Source organism: Acidovorax sp. GW835-FHT14B10, from assembly GCF_058793725.1.
Genome location: NZ_JBXAGC010000006.1, coordinates 74,320 through 97,270, shown reverse-complemented (window position 1 = coordinate 97,270; position 22,951 = coordinate 74,320). Strand labels below are relative to the sequence as shown.

The 22,951-nt window shown below is 63.0% G+C and carries 23 protein-coding genes; 19 read left to right on the top strand and 4 right to left on the bottom strand.

The genetic code is table 11. The features are described 5' to 3' along the window. The first annotated feature begins 77 nt into the window (after nucleotides 1–77). Nucleotides 78–2,072 (top strand): acetate--CoA ligase, encoded by a 1,995-nt coding sequence (acs, locus tag AC1Q5S_RS06810; protein ID WP_303833618.1) that lies wholly within the window; start codon nucleotides 78–80, stop codon nucleotides 2,070–2,072. 184 nt (nucleotides 2,073–2,256) lie between these two features. Continuing rightward, entirely contained in the window at nucleotides 2,257–2,724 is a 468-nt protein-coding gene (locus tag AC1Q5S_RS06805) for a LapA family protein (RefSeq protein WP_303833619.1), read from the top strand. Nucleotides 2,725–2,864: 140 nt separating this feature from the next. Here AC1Q5S_RS06805 and AC1Q5S_RS06800 read toward each other — a convergent pair whose 3' ends face one another. Then, nucleotides 2,865–3,170: a c-type cytochrome gene (locus AC1Q5S_RS06800; protein ID WP_303833620.1), complete on the bottom strand. Its 306-nt coding sequence runs from the start codon at nucleotides 3,168–3,170 to the stop codon at nucleotides 2,865–2,867. Between the two features lie 116 nt (nucleotides 3,171–3,286). Here AC1Q5S_RS06800 and AC1Q5S_RS06795 point away from each other — a divergent pair, with 116 nt between their 5' ends. The 3 genes from AC1Q5S_RS06795 (at nucleotide 3,287) to lgt (ending at nucleotide 6,486) form a co-directional block, all read left to right on the top strand. Then, nucleotides 3,287–3,529 carry a TIGR04438 family Trp-rich protein gene (locus tag AC1Q5S_RS06795; protein ID WP_303833621.1) on the top strand — a complete coding sequence of 81 codons (243 nt, stop codon included), beginning with the start codon at nucleotides 3,287–3,289 and terminating at the stop codon, nucleotides 3,527–3,529. 88 nt (nucleotides 3,530–3,617) lie between these two features. Further along, nucleotides 3,618–5,474: a dihydroxy-acid dehydratase gene (gene ilvD, locus AC1Q5S_RS06790; RefSeq protein WP_303833622.1), complete on the top strand. Its 1,857-nt coding sequence runs from the start codon at nucleotides 3,618–3,620 to the stop codon at nucleotides 5,472–5,474. 190 nt (nucleotides 5,475–5,664) lie between these two features. After that, nucleotides 5,665–6,486, top strand: a complete 822-nt coding sequence (lgt, locus tag AC1Q5S_RS06785) for a prolipoprotein diacylglyceryl transferase (RefSeq protein ID WP_422202765.1) — start codon at nucleotides 5,665–5,667, stop codon at nucleotides 6,484–6,486. 58 nt (nucleotides 6,487–6,544) lie between these two features. On the opposite strand, the gene AC1Q5S_RS06780 is transcribed toward lgt, so the two are convergent. Then, nucleotides 6,545–7,339 carry a plasmid replication/partition related protein gene (locus tag AC1Q5S_RS06780; protein ID WP_422202764.1) on the bottom strand — a complete coding sequence of 265 codons (795 nt, stop codon included), beginning with the start codon at nucleotides 7,337–7,339 and terminating at the stop codon, nucleotides 6,545–6,547. A 318-nt stretch (nucleotides 7,340–7,657) separates the two neighbouring features. Between AC1Q5S_RS06780 and AC1Q5S_RS06775 the strand changes: the two genes are divergently transcribed. From AC1Q5S_RS06775 to AC1Q5S_RS06755, 5 genes are all read left to right on the top strand, one after another. After that, nucleotides 7,658–8,326, top strand: a complete 669-nt coding sequence (locus tag AC1Q5S_RS06775) for a GntR family transcriptional regulator (protein WP_422202763.1) — start codon at nucleotides 7,658–7,660, stop codon at nucleotides 8,324–8,326. Continuing rightward, nucleotides 8,323–9,804 (top strand): malonyl-CoA decarboxylase, encoded by a 1,482-nt coding sequence (locus tag AC1Q5S_RS06770; protein WP_422202762.1) that lies wholly within the window; start codon nucleotides 8,323–8,325, stop codon nucleotides 9,802–9,804. Before AC1Q5S_RS06775 ends, AC1Q5S_RS06770 begins: the two co-directional genes overlap by 4 nt. Nucleotides 9,805–9,854: 50 nt before the next feature. Then, the gene (locus AC1Q5S_RS06765) at nucleotides 9,855–10,847 is read left to right on the top strand and encodes a Bug family tripartite tricarboxylate transporter substrate binding protein (RefSeq protein ID WP_303833627.1); all 993 of its coding nucleotides are present in this window, start codon (nucleotides 9,855–9,857) and stop codon (nucleotides 10,845–10,847) included. A gap of 143 nt (nucleotides 10,848–10,990) precedes the next feature. Next, nucleotides 10,991–11,794 carry an enoyl-CoA hydratase/isomerase family protein gene (locus AC1Q5S_RS06760; protein WP_422202760.1) on the top strand — a complete coding sequence of 268 codons (804 nt, stop codon included), beginning with the start codon at nucleotides 10,991–10,993 and terminating at the stop codon, nucleotides 11,792–11,794. Nucleotides 11,795–11,800: 6 nt separating this feature from the next. Next, nucleotides 11,801–13,366 carry a malonate--CoA ligase gene (locus AC1Q5S_RS06755; RefSeq protein ID WP_422202759.1) on the top strand — a complete coding sequence of 522 codons (1,566 nt, stop codon included), beginning with the start codon at nucleotides 11,801–11,803 and terminating at the stop codon, nucleotides 13,364–13,366. A gap of 105 nt (nucleotides 13,367–13,471) precedes the next feature. On the opposite strand, the gene AC1Q5S_RS06750 is transcribed toward AC1Q5S_RS06755, so the two are convergent. Continuing rightward, nucleotides 13,472–13,915, bottom strand: a complete 444-nt coding sequence (locus AC1Q5S_RS06750) for a universal stress protein (RefSeq protein WP_422202758.1) — start codon at nucleotides 13,913–13,915, stop codon at nucleotides 13,472–13,474. Nucleotides 13,916–14,019: 104 nt separating this feature from the next. Here AC1Q5S_RS06750 and AC1Q5S_RS06745 point away from each other — a divergent pair, with 104 nt between their 5' ends. The 9 genes from AC1Q5S_RS06745 (at nucleotide 14,020) to AC1Q5S_RS06705 (ending at nucleotide 22,055) form a co-directional block, all read left to right on the top strand. Then, on the top strand, nucleotides 14,020–16,461 hold the full coding sequence (locus tag AC1Q5S_RS06745; protein ID WP_422202757.1) for a heavy metal translocating P-type ATPase: 2,442 nt from the start codon (nucleotides 14,020–14,022) through the stop codon (nucleotides 16,459–16,461). After that, nucleotides 16,461–16,598 (top strand): cbb3-type cytochrome oxidase assembly protein CcoS, encoded by a 138-nt coding sequence (gene ccoS, locus AC1Q5S_RS06740; protein WP_303833934.1) that lies wholly within the window; start codon nucleotides 16,461–16,463, stop codon nucleotides 16,596–16,598. The genes AC1Q5S_RS06745 and ccoS overlap by 1 nt, the downstream gene beginning before the upstream one ends. 64 nt (nucleotides 16,599–16,662) lie before the next feature. Beyond that, entirely contained in the window at nucleotides 16,663–18,102 is a 1,440-nt protein-coding gene (gene ccoN, locus AC1Q5S_RS06735; protein WP_422202756.1) for a cytochrome-c oxidase, cbb3-type subunit I, read from the top strand. An 18-nt stretch (nucleotides 18,103–18,120) separates the two neighbouring features. Then, entirely contained in the window at nucleotides 18,121–18,753 is a 633-nt protein-coding gene (ccoO, locus tag AC1Q5S_RS06730) for a cytochrome-c oxidase, cbb3-type subunit II (RefSeq protein ID WP_303833930.1), read from the top strand. 12 nt (nucleotides 18,754–18,765) lie between these two features. Further along, a complete protein-coding gene (locus tag AC1Q5S_RS06725) occupies nucleotides 18,766–18,903 on the top strand; it encodes a cbb3-type cytochrome oxidase subunit 3 (protein ID WP_026435691.1) in 138 nt (45 codons plus the stop codon). A gap of 24 nt (nucleotides 18,904–18,927) precedes the next feature. Beyond that, complete coding sequence (ccoP, locus tag AC1Q5S_RS06720) at nucleotides 18,928–19,842, top strand: cytochrome-c oxidase, cbb3-type subunit III (RefSeq protein WP_303833925.1); 915 nt, start codon at nucleotides 18,928–18,930, stop codon at nucleotides 19,840–19,842. A 70-nt stretch (nucleotides 19,843–19,912) separates the two neighbouring features. Continuing rightward, complete coding sequence (gene ccoG, locus AC1Q5S_RS06715) at nucleotides 19,913–21,358, top strand: cytochrome c oxidase accessory protein CcoG (RefSeq protein ID WP_422202755.1); 1,446 nt, start codon at nucleotides 19,913–19,915, stop codon at nucleotides 21,356–21,358. 74 nt (nucleotides 21,359–21,432) lie between these two features. Next, entirely contained in the window at nucleotides 21,433–21,705 is a 273-nt protein-coding gene (locus AC1Q5S_RS06710; protein WP_303833921.1) for a FixH family protein, read from the top strand. Between the two features lie 56 nt (nucleotides 21,706–21,761). After that, nucleotides 21,762–22,055, top strand: coding sequence for a hypothetical protein (locus tag AC1Q5S_RS06705; protein ID WP_303833919.1), 294 nt, complete (start codon nucleotides 21,762–21,764; stop codon nucleotides 22,053–22,055). A 22-nt stretch (nucleotides 22,056–22,077) separates the two neighbouring features. On the opposite strand, the gene fnr is transcribed toward AC1Q5S_RS06705, so the two are convergent. After that, nucleotides 22,078–22,800, bottom strand: a complete 723-nt coding sequence (fnr, locus tag AC1Q5S_RS06700) for a fumarate/nitrate reduction transcriptional regulator Fnr (RefSeq protein ID WP_492238565.1) — start codon at nucleotides 22,798–22,800, stop codon at nucleotides 22,078–22,080. Nucleotides 22,801–22,951: the final 151 nt, after the last annotated feature.

Genomic DNA, 22,951 nt, shown 5'->3' with positions numbered 1-22,951 from the left:
GCTGAAGCCCGTCAGTGGCTTGTAAGTGGGGTGGCAGACAGTACCGCCCAGTTCCATCAGACCCAGGAGACAACACCATGAGTTCGCCCAATTCCTCGATCGAGTCCGTGCTGGTTGAAAACCGCGTTTTCCCGCCCTCGGATGCGATTGCCAAGGCCGCCCGCATTTCGGGCATGGCGGGTTACGAAGCGCTGTGCGCCGAGGCCGACAAGGATTTCGAGGGTTTCTGGGCCCGCCTGGCGCGCGAGAATCTGCAATGGACCAAGCCCTTCACCCGCACCCTGGATGGGTCGAACGCGCCGTTCTTCCAGTGGTTTGCCGACGGTGAACTCAATGCCTCGGCCAATTGTCTGGACCGCCACATCGGCACCCCCACCGAGGCCAAGACGGCCATCATTTTCGAGGCCGACGACGGCGCGGTGACCCGCATCACCTACAAGGAACTGCTGGCCCGCGTGAGCCAGTTTGCCAACGCCCTCAAGGCCCATGGCGTGGGCAAGGGCGACCGGGTGCTGATCTACATGCCCATGACCATCGAGGGCGTCATCGCCATGCAGGCCTGCGCGCGCATTGGCGCCACGCACAGCGTGGTGTTTGGCGGCTTCAGTGCCAAGGCGGTGCACGAGCGCGTGATTGACGCCGGTGCCGTGGCCATCGTCACGGCCAACTACCAGATGCGCGGCGGCAAGGAGCTGCCCTTGAAGGCCGTCATCGACGAAGCGCTGGCCACCGGCGGCTGCGACACGCTGCGCCATGTGTTCGTGTACGAGCGCACCCCCACGGCGTGCAACATGGTCGAGGGGCGCGACAAGACCTTTGCCCAGGCATTGGCTGGCCAGAGCACCGAGTGCGCACCCGTGGCCGTGGGCGCGGAGCATCCGCTGTTCATCCTCTACACCTCGGGCTCCACCGGCAAACCCAAGGGCGTGCAGCACAGCACGGGCGGCTACCTGCTGTGGGCCAAGGTCACCATGGACTGGACGTTCGATCTGCGCCCCGACGATATCTTCTGGTGCACGGCCGACATCGGCTGGATCACCGGCCACACCTATGTCACCTATGGTCCGCTGGCTGCGGGCGCCACGCAGATCATCTTCGAAGGCATTCCCACCTTCCCGAATGCCGGGCGCTTCTGGCAGATGATCGAACGCCACAAGTGCTCCATTTTCTACACCGCCCCCACGGCCATCCGCTCGCTCATCAAGGCGGCCGAGGGCGACGCGGCGGTGCACCCCGCACGCTCCGACCTGTCGAGCCTGCGCATCCTGGGCAGCGTGGGCGAGCCCATCAACCCCGAAGCCTGGATGTGGTACCACAAGCACGTCGGCGGCGAGCGTTGCCCCATCGTGGACACCTTCTGGCAGACCGAGACCGGCGGCCATGTCATCACACCGCTGCCCGGTGCCACGCCGCTGGTGCCCGGCAGCTGCACGCTGCCACTGCCCGGCATCACCGCCGCCATCGTGGACGAAACGGGCAACGATGTGGCCAATGGCGCGGGCGGCATCCTGGTCATCAAGCGCCCCTGGCCCAGCATGATCCGCACGATCTGGAACGACCCTGAGCGCTTCAAGAAGAGCTACTTCCCCGAAGAGCTCAAGGGCTACTACCTGGCCGGCGACGGCGCCGTGCGCAGCGCCGACCGCGGCTACTTCCGCATCACGGGCCGCATCGACGATGTGCTCAACGTGTCGGGCCACCGCATGGGCACGATGGAGATCGAATCGGCCCTGGTGGCCAAGACCGACCTGGTGGCCGAAGCCGCCGTGGTGGGCCGCCCCGACGACGTGACCGGCGAGGCCATCTGTGCCTTCGTGGTGCTCAAGCGTTCGCGCCCCACCGGCGAAGAGGCCAGGCAGATCGCCAATGAACTGCGCAACTGGGTGGCCAAGGAAATCGGGCCGATTGCCAAGCCCAAGGACATCCGCTTTGGCGACAACCTGCCCAAAACCCGCAGCGGCAAGATCATGCGCCGTCTGCTGCGCAGCATCGCCAAGGGCGAAGCCATCACCCAGGACACCAGCACGCTGGAGAATCCGGCAATTCTGGACCAGTTGGCGCAGACCAACTGATCCAGAAGGGCGCTGCCAGGCGCCGGCGCGCGGCACTTCAGCCAAGCCCTTCAGTCCTGCGACGGCAGCACATTGCCGGTCGCTTCGGGGTTTCCGGCCGGGGTGGTGCAGCCATGGGGTACAACACGGTATCTGCTCCCCCGCGATTCCGGTTGGGGCGACAGTTGTCCAAAGGAGTACCTCCATGCAAATGCGATCGACCATCTTGCTTTTTATCGTGCTGGCCATTGCTGCCCTGGCCGCCCTGAATTGGGGGCTGCTGGCGGCTTCCACGCAGGTGTCATTGGGGTTGATGACCTTTGAGGCGCCTTTGGGGTTGCTCATGCTGGGCCTCACCACCCTGCTGGGCGTGTTCGGTGTGGCCTACGTGCTTTCCCTGCAGGGCTCGGTGCTGATGGAGGCGCGTCGCCACACCAAGGAGATGCAGGCCCAGCGCGAACTGGCCGACAAGGCCGAAGCATCGCGTTTCACCGAGCTGCGCAGCTTCCTGGAGGCGCAGCATTTGAAGTCCCAGGCGGATTTGCTGGCGCGCCTGGACAGCCTGGAGTCGCATCTGGCGGCAAGGGCCGACGAATCCGACAACACCACGGCTGCCTATGTGGGCCAGCTGGAGCAGCAATTGCGGGGGCGCCCCGGCACCAGCGTTGTCTGACATCCTGCGCGGCGTGGGTGGCGCGCCGCAAAAGCGGGGTGATGGATGCGGGTGGCACCCAAAACAATGGCCGCGTCTCCCGAGGGAAGAAGCGGCCAGAGGATGCAAAGCACTAGGCTTCGCAGCGGGAATGGGTCGAATTACTTCTGCGCCAGAACCCAGGCAGCCAGTTTCTTGGCGTCCGCTTCATTGACCTGGGCATTGGCAGGCATGGGAACCGGGCCCCACACGCCGGAACCACCCTTGACGATCTTGAGGGCCAGCTTGTCAACAGCGTCTTTCTGGCCAGCGTACTTGGCAGCCACATCCTTGTAAGAGGGACCGACCATTTTCTTGTCCACTGCATGGCAGGCCATGCAATTTTTCGAGGTGGCCAGTGCCAAGTCGGCCATTGCGGGAGCTGCCACCGACAGTGTCATGGCAAGAGTGATCAGGGTACGCTTCATGGTGGGGTTTCCTCTGGTTGAGTTACAGTGCTTCAACGAAATTGTAGTGATTTGGGTTGACATTTCCATGCCTTTTGTCAATTCATTCATCGGATTTGCATTTTTTGGAGTGCATCATGTACCTGTTAGGCCTGGGGCTCTTCCTGGCGTTGTTGAAGTACCTCGAAATCGGTCCGGTGGCCGCGTGGTCGTGGTGGTGGGTGCTGTCACCGTTTGCCATCACGGCCCTGTGGTGGGTCTGGGCTGACGCCACGGGTTACACGAAACGCAAGGCCATGGAGAAGATGGACCAGCGCAAGCAAGACCGCATCAACAAGCACAAGGAAGCGCTGGGGATCCAGCCGCGCAAGCCGCGCTAGGCATGGCGGCATTGCCTGGCCACCTCCCACCGCGATAATTGCGCAGACCTTGCCCTCCGAATTCAGATAACCCTACACCCATATCACGATGCCTGTTTACCGCTCCAAAACCTCCACCGCCGGCCGCAACATGGCGGGCGCCCGTTCGCTCTGGCGTGCCACCGGCATGAAGGATGACGATTTTCAAAAGCCCATCATCGCGGTGGTCAACTCGTTCACGCAGTTCGTGCCCGGCCATGTGCACCTCAAGGACCTGGGCCAGCTGGTGGCGCGCGAGATCGAGGCCGCTGGCGGCGTTGCCAAGGAGTTCAACACCATTGCGGTCGATGACGGCATCGCCATGGGTCACGACGGCATGCTGTACTCGCTGCCCAGCCGCGACATCATTGCCGACTCGGTCGAATACATGGTCAACGCGCACTGCGCCGACGCCATGGTGTGCATCTCCAACTGCGACAAGATCACCCCCGGCATGCTGATGGCCGCCATGCGGCTGAACATCCCCGTGGTGTTTGTCTCGGGCGGCCCCATGGAAGCGGGCAAGGTCAACAAGATCGACCCCACCACCCACGCCGTCACCTTCAAGAAGCTGGACCTGATCGATGCCATGGTGATGGCGGCCGACGATAAGGTGTCCGACGCCGACGTGGCCGAGATCGAGCGCTCTGCCTGCCCCACGTGCGGTTCGTGCTCTGGCATGTTCACTGCCAACTCGATGAACTGCCTGACCGAGGCCCTGGGCCTGTCGCTGCCGGGCAACGGCACGGTGGTGGCCACGCACGCCGACCGCGAGCAGCTCTTCAAGCGCGCCGGCCGCCTGGCGGTGGAGCTGTGCAAACGCTATTACGAGCAGGACGACAGCAGTGTGCTGCCCCGCTCCATGGGGTTCAAGGCGTTTGAAAACGCCATGACGCTGGACATCGCCATGGGCGGTTCCACCAACACCATCCTGCACATCCTGGCGATCGCGCAAGAAGCCGAAATCGACTTCACCATGGCCGACATCGACCGCCTGTCACGGTCCGTGCCGCAACTGTGCAAGGTGGCGCCCAACACCGACAAATACCATATCGAAGACGTGCACCGCGCGGGCGGCATCATGGCCATCCTGGGAGAGCTCGACCGTGCGGGCAAGCTGCATACCGACACGCCCACCGTGCACGCCAAAACCATGAAGGACGCGCTGGACGAATGGGATATTGCCCGCAACCCGTCGGATGCGGTCAAGACCTTCTACATGGCCGGTCCCGGCGGCATTCCCACGCAGGTGGCGTTCAGCCAGGCCGCGCGCTGGCCCAGCCTGGACCTGGACCGCAAGGGCGGCTGCATCCGCGCCAATGAACACGCGTTCTCCCAGGAGGGCGGCCTGGCCGTGCTGACCGGCAACATCGCCCTCGATGGCTGCGTGGTCAAGACCGCCGGTGTGGATGCCTCCATCCTGGTGTTCGAAGGCCCCGCCCATGTGGTGGAGTCGCAAGACGAAGCCGTGGCCAACATCCTGGACGACAAGGTCAAGGCCGGTGATGTGGTGATCGTGCGCTACGAAGGCCCCAAGGGCGGCCCCGGCATGCAGGAAATGCTCTACCCCACCAGCTACATCAAATCCAAGGGCCTGGGCAAAGCCTGTGCGCTGCTGACCGACGGACGCTTCTCGGGCGGCACCTCGGGCCTGTCGATCGGCCATTGCTCGCCCGAGGCCGCCGCCGGTGGCGCCATTGGCCTGGTGAAGAACGGCGACCGCATCCGTATCGACATCCCCAACCGCACGATCAACGTGCTGGTGTCCGACGAAGAACTGGCCCGCCGCCGCGCAGAGCAGGACCAACTGGGCTGGAAGCCCGCCCAGCCGCGCCCCCGCAAGGTGTCAGCCGCCCTCAAGGCCTACGCCAAGCTGGTGATGTCGGCCGACAAGGGCGCCGTGCGCGACCTGTCGCTGCTGGACTGACACCACTCGGCGTACAGGCGCCGTGTGCATGAACCCGCCGGCCGTTAGACCGGTGGGTTTTTTTATGCTCTGTTTTGAATAGCTGTTGGCGCTTATTTCGTAAGCGTTACAGGTCAATTTTCTTGGAATATCAGGGCATTTCCACTCTGGCTCCCCCCGGTGCGCCGTGCCGGGCACAATACCGCCCACCATGCTGACCTACCCCCACATCGATCCCGTCGCCCTGCAGATCGGCCCATTGGCCGTTCACTGGTACGGCCTGACCTATCTTGCCGCTTTTGGTTTGTTCATGCTGTTGGGCATCCGCCGCCTGCGCCATGAACCCTTTGCCTCCATCACCGGGCCGGGTGCCTGGTCGCGCCGGGATGTCGAGGACATTCTTTTTCTGGGCGTGGTCGGCGTGGTGGTGGGCGGGCGGCTGGGCTACTGCCTGTTCTACAAGCCGGGTTACTACCTCAGCCATCCGCTGGAGATCTTTGCCGTGTGGCAGGGGGGGATGAGCTTTCATGGCGGGCTGCTGGGCGTGATCGCGGCCATGCTGTGGTTTGCGCATTCGCGCAAGCGCTCCTGGTTGCAGGTGGCCGATTTCGTGGCACCCTGTGTGCCCACGGGGCTGGCGGCCGGGCGGGTGGGCAATTTCATCAATGGCGAGCTGTGGGGCCGTTTTGCCAGTCCCGACCTGCCCTGGGGCATGGTGTTTGCGCACAGCGGCTCGATGCAGCCGCGCCACCCGTCGCAGGTGTACCAGTTTTTGTTGGAGGGCCTGCTGCTGTTCGTGCTGCTGTGGTTGTATGCCCGGCGTGAACGCCGCCAGGGTCAGGTGGCGGCGGCATTTCTGGTGGGTTACGGCGTGTTCCGCTTCATTGCCGAGTATTTCCGCGAACCCGATGCCTTCCTGGGCATCCTGTCGCTGGGCATGAGCATGGGCCAGTGGCTTTGCCTGCCCATGATCGTGGGCGGTGTTGCGCTCTGGCTGTGGGCAGAACGCCAGCCCGTAGTGGCTCGAAAATAACGATGAAATTGGCCTTCAGCGCTTTATGGATAAGCACTGGAAGCTATTGAAAGCATAGTTATGGCCGTGCGCTGAGTTCGGCCACCTGCTGGCGTAGGGTGGCGTTTTCGGCCGTCAGTTCGGCCACGCGTTGCTGCAGGGCGGCCACGGTGTCGGGCGTGCCATCACCTGCGGACTCCACTGTTTCCTCGCGCGGCTTGCGCCTGGCGTCGCGCACGCGCTTGGCCGCCTGCTTGAGCTCGTCCTTGCCGGCGATGGCGGCCGCCACCTGCTCCTCGGCGGGCAGGCTGGCCACGGCGGCGGCGGCATTGAGCGAAATCGTGCCGGACTTGACCGCCGCCACCAATTCGGGGGCTGCCTGCTTGCGGATTTTTTCGATCATCACGACCTGGCTGCTGCTCAAGCGCGCCGCCCGGGCAATGGCTTCGCGGCTGTTCAGGGGCTCGGGTGCCGGTTCCGGGGAGGTCGCCGCTGCATCGTGCCCGGCGGATGCGGGTGCGGGGGCTGACGCTGCCAGGGCGGCGGCGCGCCGTTCGGCCACGATCTCGCGTTTGCGCAGGGCCAGCACGCCGCGCTGGAAGTCCGACACGCTGCGCCGGCCCAGGTGCTGGTCGATCATCCACAGATGCACGTCTTCCATCGACTGAAAGCGCGTGTTCTGCACCGTCTGGAAGGGCAGGCCATGCTTTTGGCAGATGCCGTAGCGGTTGTGCCCGTCCACCAGTACATCGCCCCACAGCACGAGGGCGTCGCGGCAGCCCTCGGTCAGCAGGCTGCGCTCCAGGGACTCGTGTTCCTCGGGGGTCAGTGGATCGATATAGGCTTTGAGGTCTGGGTTGATGACGATGTTCATGGAGTGCAACAAGGGGGAGCAGGGCAGGGGCGGCATTGTAGGTGCAGGGTATGCAGTGCTGGCCGTAGTGGGTGGTCTGGGCCTGGTGCAGCGGCCGGCAATGTTGCGTCGCCGCGTCGATCGACGGTTTTCGGGGGGATTGCTGGTAAGCCCTGATGGACTTATGGTTCGTCATTTCCAATAATTATCAGAAATTACATTCAATGTGTTCGTTTGAGATCACATTGGATGCGATTGCACGACGATCAACCCCAGGGCACCTGGCGCGGTGTATTTCACCCGCAGGTTCCCTGGCCCACCCAGGAGCCTTTGCTCGCCATGCGCACCGTTCCCAACTCTTTGCACGACGAAGCCGCAACGCGGCTGCGCGAGCAGATTTTTGCGGGTTCGTTGCCCCCGGGCAGTTTTCTGGACGAGGCGGCCCTGTGCGAGCGGCTGGCCATTTCGCGCACCCCGCTGCGCGAGGCGCTCAAGGTGCTGGTGGCCGAGGGGCTGCTGCGCCACGAGCCGCGCCGCGGCTGTTTTGTGGCCGAGGTCACCGAACGGGATCTGGACGAAATTTTTCCCGTGATTGCCCTGCTGGAGGGCCGTGCGGTACATGAAGCCACCTGCCGCGCGGGCGCCGCCGATGTGGCCGCGCTGCAGGTGCTGCACCTGCGCCTGCAGTTGTGCGCGGACGAGGGGCGCATCACCGACTACTACGGGGTCAATCACGCCATCCATGAGGCGTTCATCACGCTGGCCGACAACCGCTGGCTGGCCCAGGTGATTGGCGATCTGCGCAAGATCCTGCGCCTGGCACGGCTGCAGCAATTGCATGCGCCGGGGCGCCTGCAGCAGAGCCTGGCCGAGCACCTGGCGGTGTTTGAGGCCCTGAAACGCCGCGACAGCGATGCCGCCGAAGCGGCCATGCGCACCCATTTGCTGCACCAGCGCGAGGCGCTGCGTGACGTGGCCCACCATCACCACTCCAGGTTGAACCCATGACCAACACCACTGAATGGATCTCCCGCAGCGTTTCGCGCCTGCGCTCCGTCGCACCCGCCCCTGACAAAGCGCCCAAGGCCACCAAGGCGGTCACCGACAAGCACGCCACCGATGGCACCGCCAAGGCCCCGGCGCCGCGCTCCACGCACGAGCGCCTGCAGGCCACGCTGCGCCGTGGCAGCGAGTCGCTGTCGCCACGCGCCTTGCGCCGTCTGCTGGCCGATCTGCAGGAAGTGGTGGCGCCGCAGGTGAGCGAGCTGGAGGGCGGCCGCCGCGCCCAGGCCGTGGCGGCGTGGTACAGCCAGGCCGAGCTCGAAGAACGCCGCGACATGTGGCTGCTGCTGTGCGAGCAGTTTGCCCCCGACGCCACGCGCTTCCAATCCGCGCGCCAGCGCTACGAGGCCGCCGCCGGCACGGCGGACGAAGGGCAGGCCGAAATCAGCCTGCGCCGGGCGCTGGTGTCGCCGCGCACGCGGCTGATGCAGCGCTTTGCGGTGTTCCCCGAGGGCATGCGCTTTCTGGTGGACCTGCGCGCCGAGCTGCTGCCCCAGCTCAAATCCGACAAGCGCCTGGTGGCGCTCGACGCCGATCTGGAGCACCTGTTCTCCACCTGGTTTGACGTGGCTTTTCTGGAACTACGGCGCCTGTCGTGGGATTCCCCGGCGTCGTTGATCGAAAAGCTCATCAAGTACGAGGCCGTGCACGACATCCGCAGCTGGGCCGATCTGAAAAACCGGCTCGACAGCGACCGGCGTTGCTACGGCTTCTTTCACCCCCGCCTGCCCAACGAGCCGCTGATCTTCGTGGAGGTGGCGCTGGTGGACCGCATCTCGTCCAGCATCACGCCACTGCTCGACGAGGCGGCGGCCCCCGCCGACCTGGGCAAGGCCACCACCGCCATCTTCTACTCGATCAGCAACACGCAGCCGGGGCTGCGCGGTGTGAGCTTTGGCGATTCACTCATCAAGCATGTGGTGGAAACGCTCACGGTCGAATTTCCGCGCCTGCGCACCTTTGCCACGCTGTCGCCGATTCCCGGCTTTCGGGCCTGGCTGGGCAAGAACGCGGGCGCCATGCTGCAGCGCCTGGACGACAAGCGGCGCGCCGAACTGGGCCGGGCCGTGGGGGCCGAGCTGCCCGATGCCGCGCACCTGCTCGCCGCCACGGACAAGGCGCTGGAGCTGGATGCACGCTCGCCCGTGCGCCAGATGCTGCTGGAATGCGCCGCGTACTATCTGGGCCGCGCGCTGCACGACGGCAAGCCCGTGGATGCGGTGGCGCGCTTTCACCTGGGCAACGGTGCGCGGGTGGAGCGCCTCAACTGGGCCGGCGACCCCTCTGCCAAGGGCGTGAAACAATCGTATGGCCTGATGGTGAACTACCTGTACGACCTCAAGCGCATCGACAAGCACCGCGGCCTGCTGGCGCAAGGCAAGGTGCCCATGTCGGGAGACATCGACAGCCTGTGCCGCGGCTGATGGGCAATCGGCAGGGTTTTTTCCACTTTTACAACGACGGGAGACAATGAATGAAAGAACAGTGCATGCAACGCCGTACGCTGCTGGCAAGTGCCGCCGCCGCAGGTCTGGCGATGGTTTCAGGTGCCAGCTGGGCGCAGGCAGGTTGGCCCACCAAGCCAGTGAGCCTTGTGGTGCCGTTTCCTGCCGGGGGTGGCACCGACGCCTTTGCCCGGCCGCTGGCCGCGCAGTTTTCCAAGGTCACGGGCAAGACGCTGGTGATCGACAACCGGGGTGGGGCAGGCGGCACCGTGGGCGCCAGCTACGCGGCCAAGGGCGCCCCGGATGGCTACACCCTGTTCATGGGCGCCGTGCACCATGCCATTGCGCCCAGCATGTACCCCAAGCTCGACTACGACATCGAGAAAGACTTTGTTCCCCTGGCGCTGCTGGCCAATGTGCCGCAGGTGCTGGTGGTCAACCCCAAGGCGGTGCCGGTCAGCAACTTCAAGCAGTTTCTGGAGCACGTCAAGCGCAACCCCGCCAAGCTCAACTATGGCTCGGCAGGGGCCGGCACCTCGCACCACCTGGCCGGTGAGCTGTTCAAGCAGCAGACAGGTACCTTCATCACGCACATTCCCTACCGCGGCGCGGGCCCCGCGCTGCAGGACTTGATCGCGGGCAATGTGGACATGATGTTCGACGGCCTGGGTTCTTCGGCCACGCACATCAAGAGTGGCCGCATCAAGGCGCTGATGGTGTCGGGCAGCAAGCGCAACCCGGCGTTTCCCGATGTGCCCTGCGCCGCCGAGCTGGGCCTGCCCGACTACACCGTGACCACCTGGTACGGCCTTTGGGCCCCCAAGGGCACGCCGGCCGATGTGCAGGCGCGCATCATCGAAGATATCCGCCGCATCGGCACGGCCGACGAGATCAAGACCATCTGGGCCAGCAACGGCGCAGATTACGGCGGCATGACGCAACCGCAGTTCGCGAGCTTCGTCGGCGCCGAGGTGAAGCGCTGGGCGCAGGTGGTCAAGGCTGCTGGCGCGAAATTGGATTAACCCCCTGTGGCGCTGTGCGCCTTCCCCCTGAAGGGGGCCGCCACCGGTGGCCCGGCAAAGCCGGTTCCACGGTGGCACTGGTTTGCGGGCATGCCTGTTTCACCAACGGCGTGCTGTGCTCAACTTGAAAGGTCATCAACAATATGTCGGGTGAAGTGGTGATGGATGTCGGCGAGCGTGGCGTGGTGCATGTCACGCTGCGCCACACTGGCCGGCTCAACGCAATGTCGCGTGCCATGTGGCGCCAGTTGCGCTCTGTTTTTGAGGGCATCCAGCGCAATCCGGAAGCGCGCTGCGTACTCATAGAGGGTGCCGACGGTGCCTTTTGTGCTGGCGGCGACATTTCCGAGTACCCGGCCTTCCGCTTCGATGCCGCCGCGCTGCGCGACTTCCACGAAAACGATGTCTGGGGCGGCCTGCAGGCCATGCTCCAGTGCGATGTGCCCATCGTGGCGCACATTGCCGGCGCCTGCATGGGCGCGGGCGTGGAGATTGCCAGCTGCTGCGATATCCGCATTGCCGGCAGCAGCGCGCGTTTTGGTGCGCCCATTGCCCGGCTGGGTTTCCCCATGGCGCCGCGCGAAGCGCAGCTGGTGGCGGACGCGGTGGGCAACGTCACCGCACGCCAGATGCTGCTGGAGGCCGCCACTTTTTCTGCGACCGAGATGCTGGCGCGCGGATTTCTGAGCCGCGTAACCGAACCCGGCCTGCTGGCCGCCGATGCGCTGGGCACGGCCTGCCGGGTGGCCGCGCTGGCGCCTGGCGCAGCACGTCTGAACAAGCAGACTTTTCGGGCACTCAAAGTGCCTATGGCGACCGATGGAAAATTGCCTGTTGCTATTGAAATGATAGTGCATGGCACGCCCGACCCCTATGCCTATGCCAACAGTGCCGAGCACCGTGAAGGCATTGCCGCCTTCCTGGCCAAACGTCCTCCTGTTTTCTGATTTGCCATGAAAAAAACGAACAGCAACTCCAATCTGTTTTGCGCCCTGCGCGCTGCTTTCCCTCGGGATCTGGACCAGATCGCCGTCGAAACCACCTCGCCCCAGGGCGAGCCGCTGCACTACACCTGGCGTGACCTCGACCATGCCAGCGCGCGCATCGCCAATCTGCTGGCGTCGCTCAAGCTGCCCGAGGGCAGCCGTGTGGCGGTGCAGGTGGAAAAGTCGGTCGAAGCCATGCTGCTGTACCTTGCCACGCTGCGCGCAGGCTATGTGTTCCTTCCGCTCAACACGGCCTACCAGAGCGGCGAGATTGAATACTTCGTGGGCAATGCCGAACCCGCCGTGGTGGTCTGCACACCGGGCAACTTTGGCTGGGTGTCCAAGATCGCCTTCAAGGCGGGCACGCAGCATGTGTTCACGCTGGGCGATGACCGCACCGGCAGCCTGCTGGAGCGGGCAGCACACCACAAGGACGAGCATGTCCCCGTGGCGCGCAATGCGGACGACCTTGCCGCCATCCTCTATACCAGCGGCACCACGGGCCGCAGCAAGGGCGCCATGCTGACGCACGGCAACCTGCTGTCGAATGCGCAGATGCTCAAGGACTACTGGGGTTGGAAAACTGGTGACGTGCTGATCCACGCGCTGCCCATCTTCCACGTGCATGGCCTGTTCGTGGCCATTCACGGCGCGTTGATCAACGGCAGCAAGATGATCTGGATGGCCAAGTTCGACCCCAAGGCCGTGCTGGCCGCCATGCCCCGTGCCACCGTGTTCATGGGCGTGCCCACGCTCTATGTGCGCCTGCTGGCCGAGCCGGGCCTGACCAAGGAGGCTGCCAAGAACATGCGCCTGTTCATCGCAGGCTCGGCCCCATTGCTGATCGAAACCTTCACCGAATGGCAGCAGCGCACCGGCCACACCATTCTGGAGCGCTACGGCATGAGCGAGACCATCATGCTCACCTCCAACCCCTATGCGGCCGATGCACGCCACAAGGGCCAGAGCGAGCGCCGTGGTGCCACGGTGGGCTTCCCGCTGCCCGGGGTGGGCCTGCGCGTGGTGGACGATGCCAACAAGCCGCTGCCCGTGGGCGAGATCGGCAACATCCAGGTCAAGGGCCCCAACGTGTTCAAGGGCTACTGGCGCATGCCCGAGAAAACAGCCGAGGAGTTCACCGCCGACGGATGGTTCAAGACCGGCGATGTGGGCAAGGTGGACGAGCGCGACTACGTGAGCATCGTGGGCCGCAGCAAGGACCTCATCATCAGCGGCGGCTACAACGTGTACCCCGCAGAGATCGAGGGCTTTATCAATGAGATGCCCGGCGTGGCCGAGAGCGCGCTGGTGGGCGTGCCCCACCCCGACTTCGGCGAGGTCGGCGTGGCCGTGGTGATCGCCAAGCCCGGCGCGCCACTCCATCCTGAGGCCATTGTGGCTGCGCTCAAGTCACAGCTCGCCAACTTCAAGATTCCCAAGAAGTGTTTTGTGGTGCCCGAGCTGCCCCGCAACACCATGGGCAAGGTGCAAAAGAATTTGCTGCGCGAACAGTACAAGGGCTTGTTTGCCTGAACGCCCAGCGGTCCGGACATCAGGAACGGGGCCCTTGCGGCCCCGTTCTGCTTCTGTTTTCGTATCCCTGGCGCTTGTCGGTCAAGCGCCAGAGGCCAATTTTCCTTAACGCAGCACCAGCACCGGAATGTGCGAGTGCGTGAGCACATGCTGGGTTTCGCTGCCCAGCAGCAGGCGCTTGATGCCCTTGCGGCCGTGTGAGGCCATCACGATCAGGTCGCACTTGTGCTTTTTGGCGGCCGAGATGACGGCTTCGGCCACCAGATCGGACTTGGCTACTACGGCCTTGACCGTGACGCCTTCAGCGTTGCCCTGGGCCTTCACCTTGTCCACCAGCGCCTGGGCGGCGTCGCCCCACTGCTGCTCGATGCGCTTCACGTCAACCATGTCCACCGGCATGCCACCTTCAAAATAGCTGCGCGGGTAACGTGGGACCACCTTCAGTGCTACAACCGTGGCGCCCACCAGGGCGGCCAGCGACAGGCCGGCCTCCACCGCCTTGTCGGAAAGTGCGGACCCATCAGTGGCCACCAGAATGCGTTTGTACATGCTTGACTCCTCGTAGTAGGGATTGTGAGAGCTTAGAGAGGATCATGTTTTTCGGCTTGATCCACGTCAATGTAAGTGTCATGCTTAGCCGATAGGCTCGCGCCATGTCCACGAACTCCTCTACTTTGCCAGATATGGCGCCCCATGTGCTGCTGGACGACCCGCAGGAGTGGGCGGCCTTCGGGCGGTTGCGTCGGCCTGCGGGCAGCGGGACGCAGGATGCGGTGGCCAGGCAGTCCGTGCCCGGGGCGCTCGCCGAGGTTTCGCCCGATGCCGTGTGGGAGTCGAATGTGGTGCTGGAGGGCATGCACTGTGCGGCCTGCGCCCTCACCATCGAAGATGCATTGCGGTCCGTTCCGGGTGTGGAGCAGGTGGATGTGAGTGCCGCTACGCACCGTGCGCGCGTGGTGTGGCGGGCGAGCCGGGTCCTTCCTTCGCAGTGGATGGCCGCGGTGCAGAAGGCGGGCTACCGCGCCTTGCCGGCGATGGATTCCCATGCGCGCGCGCAGCGCCAGCGCGAAAACCGGCGTGCGCTGTGGCGCTGGCTGGTGGCGGGTTTTTGCATGATGCAGGTCATGATGTATGCGTGGCCCGCCTACGTGGCGCAGCCGGGGGATCTGACGGGCGAGATGGAGCAGCTGCTGCGCTGGGCCTCGTGGGTGCTGACGCTGCCCGTGGTGTTCTTTGCCTGCGGCCCCTTTTTTACCAGTGCGCTGCGCGACATCCGCCTGCGCCGCGTCAGCATGGACCTGCCGGTGGCCTTGGGCATGGCCATCACTTTCGTGGTGAGCACGGCAGGTACGTTTGACCCCGCAGGAATCTTTGGCCGCGAGGTCTATTTCGACTCGCTGACCATGTTCGTCTTTTTCCTGCTGACCGGCCGATGGCTGGAGCTGCGCCTGCGGGACCGCACGGCCGGTGCACTCGAAGCCGTCATGAACCGCCTGCCCGACAGCGTGGAGCGGCGCGGTGCCGATGGCGTTTTTGCACGCGTGGTCACGCGCCGGCTGGCCGTGGGGGACACCATTCGCGTGCTGCCCGGCGAGGCCTTTCCTGCCGACGGCTGCATCACAAGCGGCAGCACACAGTCCGATGAAGCCTTGCTCACCGGTGAATCCACGCCCGTGGCGCGGCCCTTGGGCAGTCAGGTGACGGCGGGCAGCTACAACCTGCAGGCCCCGGTGGAGGTGCGGGTGGAGGGCGTTGGCGGGCAGACCCGGTTTGCCCAGATTCTGGCCCTGATGGAAAGCGCCTCGCTGCAAAAACCCCGGCTTGCGCAACTGGCAGACCGCATCGCACGGCCCTTCCTGCTGGCGGTTTTGCTGGCGGCCGTTCTGGCGGTGGCCTGGTGGTGGCCGTCAGACCCCGGCCATGCGCTGATGGTGGCCGTGGCGGTGCTCATCGTTACCTGCCCCTGCGCCCTGTCGCTGGCCACACCGGTGGCCATGCTGACATCGGCTGGCACGCTGGCCCGCCATGGCGTGCTGGTGCGCAACCTGCAAGGGCTGGAAGCGCTGGCCAGCGTGGACACCCTGGTGTTCGACAAGACCGGCACACTCACCCGGGACGGCATGGCCGTGCAGGCAGTCCGCTGCGCACCGGGCCTGGAGCGTGACGATGTGCTGGCGCTGGCGGCCACGCTGGCGCGGCAATCCATGCATCCGGCATCCCGCGCCATCGTGTCCGCGGCTTCTGGGTCCAGCGCGCGCTGGAGTGCGGTGAATCTGCGCGAGGATGCAGGCCTGGGGTTGGCGGCCGAAATACATGACGCATGGGGCACCGTGCCCCCGCGTTGGTTGCGGCTGGGTTCTGCCCGGCATGCCGGCGTGGCTGCGCAGGATGGCGGGGAAGCGCTGCAGGTGGTGCTCTCGGAGCAGGGGAGCGATGGCCAGTTCGCAGAGCTGGCACGTTTCGACGTGATCGAAGATGTGCGGTCCGAGGCGGCTGACGTGGTGCATGCCTTGCAGCAGGTGGGCGTTGCGGTGCAGATTTTGTCGGGCGACCGGCTCGGCGCGGTACAGCGGGTGGCCGCGCAGGCGGGCATCTCCCAGGCAAAGGGCGAATGCAGTCCCCAGGACAAGCTGGCTGCCTTGCAGGATCTGCAGGCACAGGGGCGCCAGGTGGCCATGGTGGGCGATGGCCTCAACGATGGCCCGGTTCTGGCGGGGGCGAATGTGTCGTTTGCCTTTGGCCGCTCGGTGCCGCTGGCCCAGGCGCGCGCTGATTTCGTGGTGCTGGGCGGCAGTTTGTCGCTGGTGCCGCAAACTGTGCTGCTGGCGCGCCAAACCTTGCGTGTGGTGAGGCAAAATCTAGGGTGGGCTGTGGGCTACAACGCGCTGTGTGTTCCCCTGGCGCTGGTTGGCTGGATGCCTGCCTGGCTGGCTGGGCTTGGCATGGCGCTCAGCTCGCTGCTGGTGGTGCTGAATGCCGCCCGTTTGTCGCGCGCCTTGCCCGGTGTGGAGATGTCGGCCCTGAACCTGCCTGAACAGGCGAAAGCCACCGTCCGCATGACCTCTGCTTCCCCATCTTCTCTGGACCTGGCCTGATGGACATCCTGTATTTGCTGATCCCTTTGTCGGTCATTTTGGTGCTGATGATCCTTGCAGGCCTGTGGTGGGCGATCTACCAGGGCCAGTTCGAGAGCGTGGAGCAAGAGGGTGAGCGCATTCTTCGCAATGATTGACATGCGTCAATGTCGAATAACCCTACTTAAATAAAACTATTCCTGCATTAAAACGAGGTGCCCGATGGATTCTCCAAAAACAATGACTGCGCACTACAGCGACACGGTTGTGCGTCAGTTTTCTATCATGGCCGTGGTATGGGGGGTGGTTGGTATGCTGGTAGGCGTATTCATCGCCGCACAGCTGGCGTGGCCAGAACTCAATTTCGGTATTCCCTGGCTGAGTTACGGGCGCTTGCGTCCGCTGCACACCAACGCAGTGATCTTTGCGTTTGGTGGTTGCGGGCTGTTTGCCACCAGCTATTACGTGGTGCAGCGCACCTGTCAGGCGCGGCTGTTCGCGCCAGGCTTGGCGGCGTTCACGTTCTGGGCCTGGCAACTGGTGATTGTGGCGGCGGCGATCAGCTTGCCACTGGGCTACACCCAGGGCAAGGAATATGCCGAGCTGGAATGGCCGATTGACATCCTGATTGCGGTGACCTGGGTGTCCTATGCCATCGTGTTCTTTGGCACGGTCGGCACGCGCAAGGTCAAGCACATCTATGTGGCCAACTGGTTCTTCGGCGCCTTCATCCTGGCCGTGGCCTTGCTGCACATCGTCAACAGCGCGGCCATTCCCGCTGGCTTCATGAAGAGCTACTCGGCCTACGCGGGCGTGCAGGACGCCATGGTGCAATGGTGGTACGGCCACAATGCCGTGGGCTTTTTCCTGACCACGGGCTTCCTGGGCATGATGTATTACTTCATTCCCAAGCAGGCGGGCCGTCCGGTGTACAGCTACCGCCTGTCCATCGTGCACTTCTGGGCACTGATCTTCACGTACATGTGGGCCGGCCCACACCACCTGCACTACACCGCGCTGCCCGACTGGACGCAGTCGGTGGGCATGGTGTTCTCGCTGATTCTGCTGGCCCCCAGCTGGGGCGGCATGATCAACGGCATCATGACCCTGTCGGGTGCCTGGCACAAGCTGCGTGACGACCCCATCCTGCGTTTCCTGATCGTGTCGCTGTCGTTCTACGGCATGTCCACGTTCGAAGGCCCGATGATGTCCATCAAGACCGTCAATGCCCTGAGCCACTACACCGACTGGACCGTGGGCCATGTGCATTCCGGCGCGCTGGGCTGGGTGGGCCTGATCACCATGGGCTCGCTCTACTACATGGTTCCCCGTCTGTTCGGCCGGGAAAAGATGCATTCCATCAGGGCGATCGAGCTGCACTTCTGGATGGCCACCATCGGCATCGTGCTGTACATCGCCGCCATGTGGATTGCCGGCGTGATGCAGGGCCTGATGTGGCGCGCCATCAACCCGGACGGCACCCTGACCTACACCTTCGTTGAAAGCGTGAAGGCCACCTATCCGTTCTATGTCATCCGCGTCGCCGGTGGCCTGCTGTACCTGGGCGGCATGACCGTCATGGCCTGGAATGTGTGGGCGACCGCTATTTCTGGTCGCTCTGTCAAGGTGGCCATTCCCGCCGTGAACGCTGCGCACGCCTGAGCCCGAAGGAGCCCATTCATGTCTGATAACAACCAAAATGCTTCTGGCGGCTTCTCCCACGAGAAGGTGGAAACCAGCAATTTCCTGATGATCGTGCTGATCCTGCTGGTGATCGCGATTGGCGGCCTGGTGGAAATCGTTCCCCTGTTCTTCCAGAAATCCACCACCGAGGCGGTGACCGGCGTGCAGCCCTACTCGGCACTGCAACTGATGGGGCGTGATGTATACATCCGCGAGGGTTGCTACAACTGCCACTCGCAGATGATCCGTCCGTTTCGCGCCGAAACCCTGCGTTATGGCCATTACTCCGTGGCCGGTGAGTTCGTGTACGACCATCCATTCCAGTGGGGTAGCAAGCGCACGGGCCCCGATCTGCATCGCGTGGGTGGCAAGTACAGCGACGAATGGCATCGCATTCACCTGAACAATCCGCGTGACGTGGTGCCCGAATCCAACATGCCTGCGTACCCATGGCTGGAGAAAAATGCCATTGATCCAGCCGATGTGGCGCCGCGCATGAAGGCCTTGCGGACCGTGGGCGTGCCTTACACCGACGAGCAGATCGCAGCGTCTGCCGCCGACGTGAAGGGCAAGACCGAAATCGATGCCTTGGTGGCTTATCTGCAAGTCATGGGCCGCGCGCTCAAGTGAAGGAGATTCGCCATGGACATCACGACCATGCGCATCGTCGCCACATTGGCATCGATGGCCTGTTTTATTGGCATCTGGGTCTGGGCCTACAGGGGCCGCAACAAGTCCCGGTTTGATGAGGCAGCCCGGCTGCCCTTCGAGCAAGATTGACCTTCACCAGAACGAGAACACCCCATGAGTGACTTCACCAGCAATTTCTGGTCGGTCTTTGTGACCACGCTGACCTTGGTCGGCATCATTGCCTGCGGCATTCTGCTTTGGATGGCGGGCCGCAAGAAGGTTATGGCCACGGCCGAAAACACCACTGGCCACGTTTGGGACGAGGACCTGGTCGAAATGAACAACCCCCTGCCGCGCTGGTGGGTGTGGCTGTTCGTCATCACCATCGTCTTCGGCCTGGGCTATCTGGCTGCCTATCCCGGTCTTGGCACCTTTACGGGCAAGCTGAACTGGACGCAAAAGGGTGAATACGAGGCTGAAATGGCCAAGGCCAAGACGGAAATCGAGCCGCTGTATGCGCGTTTTGCCTCCATGAAGCCTGAAGACGTGGCCGTGGATCCGCAGGCCCATGCCATCGGCGAGCGCTTGTTCATGAACAACTGCGCCCAGTGCCATGGTTCCGATGCCCGCGGCAGCAAGGGATTTCCCAACCTGGCAGATGCTGACTGGCTGCATGGTGGCACCCCCGAAAAGATCCGTGAAACGCTGGAGAAGGGGCGCATCGGCAATATGCCCCCCATGGCTGCCGCAGTGGGTTCACCGGAAGACGTGCGCAATCTGTCGCACTATGTGCTGAGCCTGTCCGGCAGCCCGCATGATTCGTTGCGGGCATCGCTGGGCAAGACCAAGTTCGTGGCGTGCGCTGCCTGCCACGGCAACGACGGCAAGGGTAACCAGGCTTTGGGCGCCCCCAACCTCACGGACGATATCTGGTTGCATGGATGGGGCGAAGCGGCCATCACTGCCATGATCAACAATGGCAAGGTGAACGAGATGCCCGCACAGGCTGACAAGCTGACCGAGGCACAAATCGGGGTGCTGGCATCGTATGTGTGGGGCTTGTCCAACAAGCCTGCCGCAGCCCGATGAACTCGGAGTGGCTCCAGTTCCGACTGGGGCTGCTTTGAAGTGCTAGTTATCCGCTTCCATAGTCCGCACCATGAAATCATCCGACAAGGCGCCGCGCAAGGTCATTCCCATCGCGGCGGCCACACCCGAGCCGTCGGTGGAGGGTGAACTTGTCTCCCTTTACGAGGCCCAGAAAAAAGTTTACCCACGATCGATCAGTGGGTTCTTTGCGCGTTGGCGTTGGGTCATGGTGTTTCTCACGCAGCTCGTTTTCTATGGGTTGCCCTGGCTGGAGTGGGGCCAGCGCCAAATGGTGCTGTTTGACCTTGGTGCCCGTCGGTTCTATATTTTTGGGCTGGTTCTGTACCCACAGGATTTCATCTATCTCACGGGGTTGCTGATTATTTCAGCGCTCTCGCTGTTTCTGTTCACTGCGGTTGCGGGTCGTCTGTGGTGTGGTTTTGCCTGTCCACAGACGGTCTATACCGAGATGTTCATGTGGATAGAGCACAAGATCGAAGGCGACCGCAGTGCACGTCTGCGATTGGATGCCGGTCCCTGGACCTTTGAGAAGATTCGCAAGAAGTTTCTGAAGCAGACGGTCTGGGTTGCTGTTTCCCTCTGGACGGGTTTCACTTTTGTCGGGTATTTCGTGCCGATTCGGGAGCTGGGTCCCGAGTTGTTGGCTTTTGCTGGTACCTGGCAGATTTTCTGGGTGTTTTTCTACAGCTTGGCCACTTATGGCAACGCCGGCTTCCTTCGGGAGCAGGTTTGCAAATACATGTGCCCCTATGCGCGTTTCCAGAGCGCAATGTTCGATCGCGATACCCTCATCGTGACCTATGACGAAGCCCGCGGCGAGCCGCGCGGGCCCAGGGTCAAGACGGTGGACTACAAGGCCAAGGGTCTGGGCGAATGCATCGACTGCACCTTGTGTGTACAGGTGTGTCCCGTGGGCATCGACATCCGCAAGGGTTTGCAATATGAATGCATTGGCTGCGGTCTTTGCGTGGATGCCTGCAATACCGTGATGGACAAGATGCATTACCCCAGAGGGTTGATACGGTATTCAACCCAGAATGGTGTTCTGCATCGCTGGACTCAGTCGCAAATCTGGCGACATGTCTTGCGTCCTCGCGTGCTCATCTACACCGCGGTTCTGGTGGCTTTGTGCGTGGGCATGCTGGCGAGCCTGACCACGCGTACCCCCCTGAAGGTGGACATCGTGCGTGACCGTGCCGCCTTGTCCCGCATTGTTGCGGGAGGCAAGCTTGAAAATGTCTATCGACTGCAGATCATGAATGCCACAGAGGCTGCGCAGCGCTACCGCATTACTGCGAGCGGGCTGGATGGCATGGAAGTGGCGTCAGAGCAGGAGGTTGACATTGGTGCCGCAGAATCCCGTTGGGTAGCGGTGCGGCTGCAGATCCCGTATGGATCTGCGGCCCCTGGTTCCCATGCGATTCATTTCGACATATCTGCACTGGAAAGCAGCGGCAAGGTGAGTGAGAAATCCATATTCCTGGTGCCACGCTGAGTCAATTGAATGAAGGTCACGCTGGGCGCTGCATGGCGTCTTGTGGTCTGTATGCTGATACCTGAGGAGTTTTCATGCCAACCAGCCCCGTTATTACTCCCGAACCCCGGCCATGGTGGAAGTTTGGGCATGTCTGGCTGGTGATTGCCGGACCGGTCATTGTGGTGATTGCCGGCTTCATTACGTTGTGGCTTGCCATGAGTCGGCCGGACCCCGTCGTCGAGGAGGACTATTACCGCAAGGGGATGGAGATCAACCAGACGCTGGCACAGCCAGAGAAAAGCTTGGCCCCTGCGCTCAAGGGCCGCAACCATGCGGCAACACCTGCCGTAGATCAGCCTCGCTGAACCAGAGTCCAACTGGTCGCATGCACACGCCCTCCGCAACCCCAAGGAAACACACGATGTGGACACAACGCCTGATGTGGATTGCCTGGCCCGCTTTTCTGGTGGCCGGGATCCTGGAAATGCTGGTTTTCGCCATGGTGGATCCACAGGATCTTCATTGGTTCGGTCAACCATTGACACTGTCTCGCCAGGGGGTCTATACCCTTGCGTTCTTTGCGTTCTGGACCATTACCATGGCTGCCAGCGCGCTGACGACGCTGCTCTCCATGTCCCCCTTTGAACTCAACCGCTGCCCCGTGCCTCCGGATGCTCGACCGGGCGATTGTCGCAAGGCATCGTCATGCCCGTGACGGTTAAATACCTGAACAGCGATCAGTGACAAGCCTGCTGGTTGTTGACAATGCGCTTGAGTGCATCGGTGTCCAGAATGCGGACATGGCGTTGTTTGACTTCCACCGTGCCATCTTCCACAAACTTCGAGAACGTGCGGCTGACCGTCTCCAGCTTGAGTCCAAGGTAGCTGCCGATCTCTTCCCGTGTCATTCGCAATACCAGTTCGGACTGCGAGAACCCACGGGCATGCAGGCGTTGCACCAGGTTGAGCAGGAACGCAGCCAGGCGCTCTTCTGCGCGCATGCTGCCCAGCAAAAGCATCACGCCGTGTTCACGAACGATTTCCCGGCTCATGATCTTGTGAACGTGGTGTTGCAGCGCCGTGACTTCGCGCGATAGTTCTTCGATGCGATCAAAGGGCATGACACACACTTCGGCATCTTCGAGGGCGACTGCGTCACAGGTGTGATGGTCGTTGACGATGCCATCGAGTCCAATGATTTCACCCGCCATCTGAAAGCCTGTGACCTGGTCGCGCCCATCTTCGGTAGCGACGCAGGTCTTGAAAAACCCGGTGCGAATGGCATAGAGAGAAGTAAACGACTCTCCATTGCGAAAGAGAGTACCTCCCCGCTTGATTTTTCGCCGCACTGCCACGATATCGTCAATGCGTTGCAACTGCTGCTCGTTCAGGCCTACGGGCATGCACAGTTCTCGCAGGTTACAGTTGGAGCAGGCGACTTTGATGGATTGCGGGTTCATGGGCACTGGGACCTGGACAGGTCAGGGTAATTGGCTTGTATCTGCTGGGACTCCATTGTCCCGCAGTGCACGCGTGGTGGCTGACTTGAATCAAATTGTCCCTCCTGTGCCCATTCGTCTTCTTGATTAAAGTCAAGGACGTGGATCAAAG

Excerpts from the sequence above, each read along its gene's own strand:
- AC1Q5S_RS06770 (WP_422202762.1), top strand. The coding sequence starts at position 8,323 with ATGACCAACACCACTGAATGGATCTCCCGCAGCGTTTCGCGCCTGCGC.
- AC1Q5S_RS06800 (WP_303833620.1), bottom strand. The coding sequence starts at position 3,170 with ATGAAGCGTACCCTGATCACTCTTGCCATGACACTGTCGGTGGCAGCT.
- AC1Q5S_RS06755 (WP_422202759.1), top strand. The coding sequence starts at position 11,801 with ATGAAAAAAACGAACAGCAACTCCAATCTGTTTTGCGCCCTGCGCGCT.
- AC1Q5S_RS06705 (WP_303833919.1), top strand. The coding sequence starts at position 21,762 with ATGTGGACACAACGCCTGATGTGGATTGCCTGGCCCGCTTTTCTGGTG.
- AC1Q5S_RS06780 (WP_422202764.1), bottom strand. The coding sequence starts at position 7,339 with ATGAACATCGTCATCAACCCAGACCTCAAAGCCTATATCGATCCACTG.
- AC1Q5S_RS06805 (WP_303833619.1), top strand. The coding sequence starts at position 2,257 with ATGCAAATGCGATCGACCATCTTGCTTTTTATCGTGCTGGCCATTGCT.
- lgt (WP_422202765.1), top strand. The coding sequence starts at position 5,665 with ATGCTGACCTACCCCCACATCGATCCCGTCGCCCTGCAGATCGGCCCA.
- AC1Q5S_RS06710 (WP_303833921.1), top strand. The coding sequence starts at position 21,433 with ATGCCAACCAGCCCCGTTATTACTCCCGAACCCCGGCCATGGTGGAAG.
- AC1Q5S_RS06795 (WP_303833621.1), top strand. The coding sequence starts at position 3,287 with ATGTACCTGTTAGGCCTGGGGCTCTTCCTGGCGTTGTTGAAGTACCTC.
- ccoP (WP_303833925.1), top strand. The coding sequence starts at position 18,928 with ATGAGTGACTTCACCAGCAATTTCTGGTCGGTCTTTGTGACCACGCTG.
- AC1Q5S_RS06725 (WP_026435691.1), top strand. The coding sequence starts at position 18,766 with ATGGACATCACGACCATGCGCATCGTCGCCACATTGGCATCGATGGCC.
- AC1Q5S_RS06750 (WP_422202758.1), bottom strand. The coding sequence starts at position 13,915 with ATGTACAAACGCATTCTGGTGGCCACTGATGGGTCCGCACTTTCCGAC.
- AC1Q5S_RS06760 (WP_422202760.1), top strand. The coding sequence starts at position 10,991 with ATGTCGGGTGAAGTGGTGATGGATGTCGGCGAGCGTGGCGTGGTGCAT.
- ccoN (WP_422202756.1), top strand. The coding sequence starts at position 16,663 with ATGGATTCTCCAAAAACAATGACTGCGCACTACAGCGACACGGTTGTG.
- ilvD (WP_303833622.1), top strand. The coding sequence starts at position 3,618 with ATGCCTGTTTACCGCTCCAAAACCTCCACCGCCGGCCGCAACATGGCG.
- AC1Q5S_RS06765 (WP_303833627.1), top strand. The coding sequence starts at position 9,855 with ATGAAAGAACAGTGCATGCAACGCCGTACGCTGCTGGCAAGTGCCGCC.
- AC1Q5S_RS06745 (WP_422202757.1), top strand. The coding sequence starts at position 14,020 with ATGTCCACGAACTCCTCTACTTTGCCAGATATGGCGCCCCATGTGCTG.
- fnr (WP_492238565.1), bottom strand. The coding sequence starts at position 22,800 with ATGAACCCGCAATCCATCAAAGTCGCCTGCTCCAACTGTAACCTGCGA.
- ccoS (WP_303833934.1), top strand. The coding sequence starts at position 16,461 with ATGGACATCCTGTATTTGCTGATCCCTTTGTCGGTCATTTTGGTGCTG.
- ccoO (WP_303833930.1), top strand. The coding sequence starts at position 18,121 with ATGTCTGATAACAACCAAAATGCTTCTGGCGGCTTCTCCCACGAGAAG.
- ccoG (WP_422202755.1), top strand. The coding sequence starts at position 19,913 with ATGAAATCATCCGACAAGGCGCCGCGCAAGGTCATTCCCATCGCGGCG.
- AC1Q5S_RS06775 (WP_422202763.1), top strand. The coding sequence starts at position 7,658 with ATGCGCACCGTTCCCAACTCTTTGCACGACGAAGCCGCAACGCGGCTG.
- acs (WP_303833618.1), top strand. The coding sequence starts at position 78 with ATGAGTTCGCCCAATTCCTCGATCGAGTCCGTGCTGGTTGAAAACCGC.